This is a genomic window from Paenibacillus sp. PastF-3 (genome assembly GCF_029893135.1).
Taxonomy (GTDB): Bacteria; Bacillota; Bacilli; order Paenibacillales; family Paenibacillaceae; genus Paenibacillus_AQ; species Paenibacillus_AQ nitricinens.
The window spans coordinates 68,829-74,828 of the sequence record NZ_JARXWM010000026.1 but is presented as its reverse complement, the minus strand read 5'-3'; the positions used below and the strand labels follow the sequence as shown (position 1 = coordinate 74,828).

General features: G+C 45.1%; 5 protein-coding genes. 2 read left to right on the top strand and 3 right to left on the bottom strand.

Features of this window, described 5'->3' with window-relative positions; genetic code table 11:
- Window positions 1-321 precede the first annotated feature (321 nt).
- The 3 genes from M2444_RS31005 to M2444_RS30995 all read right to left on the bottom strand — a co-directional run bounded on the left by M2444_RS31005 (window position 322) and on the right by M2444_RS30995 (window position 3,420).
- A complete protein-coding gene (locus tag M2444_RS31005) occupies window positions 322-840 on the bottom strand; it encodes a GNAT family N-acetyltransferase (protein WP_094876314.1) in 519 nt (172 codons plus the stop codon).
- 63 nt (window positions 841-903) lie between these two features.
- Window positions 904-1,389 carry a DUF6933 domain-containing protein gene (locus M2444_RS31000; protein WP_094876315.1) on the bottom strand — a complete coding sequence of 162 codons (486 nt, stop codon included), beginning with the start codon at window positions 1,387-1,389 and terminating at the stop codon, window positions 904-906.
- A 51-nt stretch (window positions 1,390-1,440) separates the two neighbouring features.
- Window positions 1,441-3,420, bottom strand: a complete 1,980-nt coding sequence (locus M2444_RS30995) for a GTP-binding protein (RefSeq protein WP_280788939.1) — start codon at window positions 3,418-3,420, stop codon at window positions 1,441-1,443.
- Window positions 3,421-3,595: 175 nt separating this feature from the next.
- Here M2444_RS30995 and M2444_RS30990 point away from each other — a divergent pair, with 175 nt between their 5' ends.
- Both M2444_RS30990 and M2444_RS30985 read left to right on the top strand, forming a co-directional pair.
- Window positions 3,596-4,387, top strand: a complete 792-nt coding sequence (locus M2444_RS30990; protein ID WP_280788938.1) for an SDR family oxidoreductase — start codon at window positions 3,596-3,598, stop codon at window positions 4,385-4,387.
- Window positions 4,388-4,473: 86 nt separating this feature from the next.
- On the top strand, window positions 4,474-5,448 hold the full coding sequence (locus tag M2444_RS30985; protein ID WP_280788937.1) for an S-layer homology domain-containing protein: 975 nt from the start codon (window positions 4,474-4,476) through the stop codon (window positions 5,446-5,448).
- Window positions 5,449-6,000 lie beyond the last annotated feature (552 nt).

Sequence of the window (6,000 nt, the reverse complement as noted above, 5' to 3'; positions counted from 1 at the left end):
CTTTCTTGGTGGACTTCGCAATCCCGAGAATACCCTACTTTTTTGTTGCCTGGCTAGGCTCCAAATCCTGGTACACAACTTATTTTACGCCATCCCCAGAACGAAATAAATCACCAAAATAGGTGTATGAAATACAGCTATTTCCTTTGGAGAGCTATTCGCAAGGGGAATAGTTGTACAAAGTACATCTAAAAGCTTATATACCTCGCTCTGTCGGCTTTCTTTGCCTATAATTCCGGATGCTGAGGGAGTTCCGTCGGCTTTCATCCTTTTGATATGAGGAGCTCCATCCGAGCTAAAAGTCCCGTCTATTAGGTTTGCTTATCTACCCACAAGCCCAATATCTCTCCACCCCATCATGATCTCTTCAACCATCTCATTTCCAATTTCCACTTCCTTCGTCGCAACAGATTCACCACCCACTTTGTGGTAAAAATGAATCGCCGGATTGCCCACTAGCACCCAAGTCATGAACGAGCTATAACTTTTCTCCATTAAATGCTGTGCTACGCTTCTAATAAGCAGCTTCCCTAAACCTTGTCCTTGGTATTCCTTAAGTAAATAAAGGGCGTATAGCTCTGCATCGTACATATCTGGCACTCTTCGGGCTCCTCCATTTCCAAATCCAATAATCGTCCCCGCCTCATCTTCAGCTACATACATAACCTCGTCTTTATGGAGATTTTCAAAATTCAGAATCCAACGTTTCTTTCTAGCTTCCACGGTGATTTTATCAAGAAACTCGTCCGATATTAGCCCTTTATAGGTGGTTTTCCAACTCATAGCGTGGACGAATGCGATCCCGTCTATATCCCTAGATGTTGCTTCTCTGATCTTCAATTCATAATCCCCCTTTAGATATCGGATATAAGCTTTAGCTAGTCCAGCATTGACATTACTTACTTATGAGTAATAACTACTTAACGATTCTCTGAAGACATCAATTGGCTCATTATAGTCAATAGGTTTGTATATAATAGTGTTCAGCCACTTATTCCGCTCCAACAAGTTGAAATCACTTTGAGCTACCGAGTTGTATAGTGTTATTTCATTCATGGTTCCAAGAACACTTTTATTGTTTGTACGAGAGATAGTTATTTCTCCGGCCTCTAATAAATACTGATTAATAAGCTGCTTCTTGAAACCCTCCTGCAACAAATACTCCTTAAGTTCTATTCTAAACTTCTCTACCAGCTTATTAGCTTGGCCACTTCTTATTCCATCCAGTAATATACATAGCCGACTTGCATCATGCACAAATAAAATATGTTTTTTTCTAAGCTGCAGTATATTCACATGCCAACTAAAAAATGTGGAGACATCTTCCACTTCTACTGGAGCTACTTTCATATCTTTTAATAATTTCTGCGTATATCTTAGTACTAACATCACTGCCACTCTCCTTAGTTCTTTCATTCTGCCTGTTAATTCTTTCTCAACTTACCCCTGCAACGCCTTACGCACGCCTAATATATATTTCGCCTGATCCAGTGGATTCACACCCCGGCGGGTACGCTCAGCAGATACGTCAGGTGGACATTCTTCATAGCCTGCAAAAAAAGAAGTGAATGTGCTGCGCCCCTTCGTATAGGAGCTTAAAGTAACGGGATAATCGAGCGACGTTGCCAGCGGTAGTCGTCCTTCGATGATCATCCGCTCACCTTGCAGCACAGGTGGATCGAACGTGCCGCGCATCTGAACCAAGTCGTTCATCACTCGGCCGCCATTCTCCTCAGGGACAACGATACGAACCTGAAGAATCGGCTCCAGCAGCTTAGTGCCTACCCGGGCGAGCCCGTCCATAATTCCCATAGGCGTTGCTACGGCAAAATCCAGCGGATGGGTATGCCATACATGATGCTGTCCCTCAATCAAGGTCACTTTAAGATCGGTAACCTCCCAGCCGTACAAGCCCTGCTGCAACGCTTCCGGCACACGACGTGCGGTCTCGCTCTGATATTGCGGCAGTAGATCGGAGCTCCGCACTATCGAATCATAGACTAAACCGCTGCCAGGAGGTCCAGGCTCAATCTGAAACCTCAGAATCGCCCAGCATGGCTTAGGCATCGTATATGCTATAAAACCTTCCCCAACAGAGGCTGGCGTTTCTTTATAAATGACAGAGGGCTGGCCAAAGGTAACCTTGAGGCCATATCGCTCCTCCAGAACACTGTTCAGAATCTCCAGCTGGATAGGCCCCATTACTTTGATATGCAGCTCCCGCTCATCCTGCAGCCACTGCGTATCCAAGAGCGGATCTTCATCCGCCAGCTCCTGCAATGCTCCGATAACCTTATGGTCATCCATATCGGTTCCCCAGAATACGCGCACCGTTAGCAGCGGTACAGCGAGCTTCGCTTCCGCCGGTATCGCCTCCGGATGACCAAGCACATCTCCGATCCGCACCCCCGATAGACCATAGAGTACAGCGATATCGCCCGCTTCAAGCGCTCCGACATCCTCAGTACGGCCGCCCTCGACCTTGCGGATCTGGGTCACTTTCCCCTGAATATCCTGTGTGTAGTTCATCACTGTATCGCGGTTACGGATCATCCCTTCATAAAGGCGGACAAACGCCATTCGCCCCATGCTTTTATCACGTTGAATGTTGTAAACGATACCTGACACCGCACCCTCAACATTCCCACCAGCCCGCGGAAAATACTCAACCATCGCGTTCAGCAATGCAGTAATGCCAAGCCCCTTGGCGGCAACACCATAAACCATTGGGAAGAAGCGTCCTGAAGCGGAAGCTGTCTTCATATTTTTTTTCCAGGCTGCAAGATCAATCGGACTGCCTGACATATACGTCTCCAGCAGGTCTTCATCCCGCTCAGCCAATGCCTCTAATAATTCTGTCTGTATAGCAGGATCAGCATCCCTTCCCCATAAATCAATAGCTTCTATGTACTCCTGCTCTTTGCCTATCGGTTGCTGAACAGGAATGATATCACTAGATAAATAATTTCTCGCTTGTGCCAGCACAGCCTCAGGGTCTGCACCTACACGATCCATTTTGTTCATAAAAATAAGCGTCGGTATTCCCAGCTTCCTCAGCGCGTTCCAGATCATCTCACTTTGTGCCTGCACACCCTCTACCGCCGACAAAATTAACACCGCACAATCCATCACTCGCAAAGACCGTTCAACCTCTGACAAAAAATCGACGTGTCCCGGTGTATCAACGAGGTTGATCTGCACGCCTTTCCATTCAAAAGAAGCTAATGCCGCCCGAACGGATATTCCTCGTTGCCGCTCCACATCCATAGAATCTGTCAATGCTGTCCCCGTGTCTACGCTGCCAAGCGCTTTAATGCGACCGCTTTCATACAAGATATGCTCCGTTGTTGTCGTCTTACCGGCATCCACATGAGCAAAAATCCCCACATTAATCCGTTCTGCCCCTTGCTCCTGAATCATCTATAGTTCCCCTATCATGAGCTAGATTGGTCTGAATTTATATTGTACAAGTCCTTATGTCTCATAGTAATACATCCCTCCTTGTTGTTCCACCCTCATGCTAAATTGGTTAAATTCAGCTATGCCGGGTATGTAATTACTATTAAGAGATCTAACGTCGAGGAGGAATTTCATCATGACAGAGAAACGTTTGCAAAATAAAGTTGCAGTAGTCACAGGCGCAGGTTCTGGTATCGGAAAAGCTACCGCCATACGGTTCGCCCAGCACGGAGCTAAGGTGTATATGCTTGATCGCACCCCTGAGGAATCCTACGAAACTAAACGTGAAATTGAATCCATTGGAGGAACAGCTACAGTTATCGAATGCGATGTTTCCAATCCAGGTCTTGTCGAAGAAAGTATTCGAAAGGTTGCGGATGAGGCTCAAAAGATTGATATTATTTTTGCGAATGCCGGCATTAATGGTACATGGTCTCCTATAGAAACGCTGGAAATTGAAGATTGGGATCAGACAATGGATACCAACCTACGCAGTACCTTCGCTACAGTAAAATATGCCATCCCTTATATGAAAGAAAATGGCGGGAGCATCATTATCACTAGCTCTATCAATGGAAATCGAGTATTCTCCAACATTGGCGCTGCTGCGTACTCCTCTTCCAAGGCTGGCCAAGTCGCTTTTATGAAAATGGCTGCGTTAGAGCTGGCGCAATACGGTATCCGCGTAAATGCGGTTTGTCCTGGATCGATCGACACTCAAATTGGAGATAATACGGATAAGAGCGATGATCTTCAAGAAGTGAAGATTCCTGTGGAATATCCGAAAGGCAATCATCCTCTGGAAGATGCGCCCGGTAAACCTGAACAAGTAGCCAATCTAGTATTATTTCTCGCCTCGGATGAGTCTTTCCATGTCACAGGAACTGAGATCTATGTAGATGGTGCCGAGTCACTCCTTCGTGGATAACGTTTTACTTGAATCTTTATAATATTTTAAATGACCTGCAACATTTTGGTCTAATCTACCATCTAAGAGTATGGAGGTGACGCATAATGAAGAAATCATTATTCATAAGTAATGTCAAAACAATGACGATAGCCTGCGGTATTCTAGCAGCAAGCCTGTCATTTGGAGCATCCGCTTTTGCTTTTTCGGATTTGAAAGGTGATCCTGCGGAAGCAAAAATTAACTCCCTGCATAAAGAGGGGATTATAAATGGAGTAGACAAAGATAAGTTCGCGCCTAAATCTAAAGTAAGCTTTGCCCAAGGGATTCAGTTCATCGTTGGAGGTCTGAATCTGTCTCCGAAGCCAGAGGCGGGTAACGGCTCATCCAAAGCCAGTGATTATTTTGATAAGGTGAACGACAAATCCTGGTATGCTTCAGCCTTCCTGACTGCCAAGCAAAATGGTCTTTCACTTGATCGAACAGTAGATCCTAACGGAACCATCACCCGTGCTCAGTTCGCTCACTTATTGACGCAAGCACTGCAAAGTAAAGGTAACTTCCCGGTTACACTCATGTATGTAGACATTAAGGATGGCGATAAACTTTCTACAGAGGTTATAAATAGTCTCCAGATCCTGCTGAATACACATATCGCCACACTCGATAAGAACGGTAATTTCCGGCCAAATGATGCCATTACCCGCTCGGAAGCAGCCGCGATGACCTACGATGCAGCTGCTTTTGCCAAACGCGTAATTGTATCTAATGGCAACCCTACTACTCCAACCTATGAAACTGAGGTTACATTAACCAAAGCGGGTGAAGGAGTAAATAAGGCTACACTGACCGTTAACAACTTACCGCATCCAGGATATGGACTAGTGATTGAGCGAATCGAATTTGGCAAAGACAAGACCGCTGTCATTTATTTTAATGTGACTGCTCCTGAACCAGGAAAAATGTACGCACAGGTGATCTCAAAAGCATCTGTTGTCACTTATCTGCCAGAGGGCTATAAAGCAATCGCTAAACCTGTAACCGGCTCTGCATCTTATTCGCCTTCCAGTGCGGCACAATAATATAGATTGAACTTGAGGTTTTTAGAATTAAGGTTCAGTCGCAGCTGCGGTGAATATTTGGCTTCTTGCTGCCGTCAATGACGGCTGAAATACGTAGAAGCTTATGCTTATGAAGATCTTACAGTTCCAAAGTTCCCCTTCGCCTCTCTTCCCTTTCCTCAGGTTTCTAAGTTCATTTTTATAAGCAAATAAGGGGTGCCTCAAAAGCCATCCTATGGCTGCTGAAGCATCCCTTGTTTGTTGTTCCTTTCTCCCTATATCCTAACTCCAAACTCTGATTGATTAGGTAACGACTATCGGAACCTGTTTTGAGTCAACCCGGCAAACCCTTGCTGTGCTTGAGAAAAAAAGAAAAACTGCAAAAATTCTTGATTCTATAAGGATTTGATAATTCCCTAATGACCGAATTACTTACGCGATTCAGGTTCGAGTGGCAGCAATATCGTGGAAGTTCGAGTCCTCTCGACCGCATCATTTACAATCAAAGATCTCTCAACTGCTTCGAGAGCAGTTGAGAGATCTTTTTGTTTTATAAGTTCAAATAAGTGAAAA

What these genes read in the sequence shown, in the direction of transcription:
- M2444_RS31000 (WP_094876315.1), bottom strand. Translation starts at nt 1,389, where the DNA reads ATGTTAGTACTAAGATATACGCAGAAATTATTAAAAGATATGAAAGTA.
- M2444_RS30995 (WP_280788939.1), bottom strand. Translation starts at nt 3,420, where the DNA reads ATGATTCAGGAGCAAGGGGCAGAACGGATTAATGTGGGGATTTTTGCT.
- M2444_RS30990 (WP_280788938.1), top strand. Translation starts at nt 3,596, where the DNA reads ATGACAGAGAAACGTTTGCAAAATAAAGTTGCAGTAGTCACAGGCGCA.
- M2444_RS30985 (WP_280788937.1), top strand. Translation starts at nt 4,474, where the DNA reads ATGAAGAAATCATTATTCATAAGTAATGTCAAAACAATGACGATAGCC.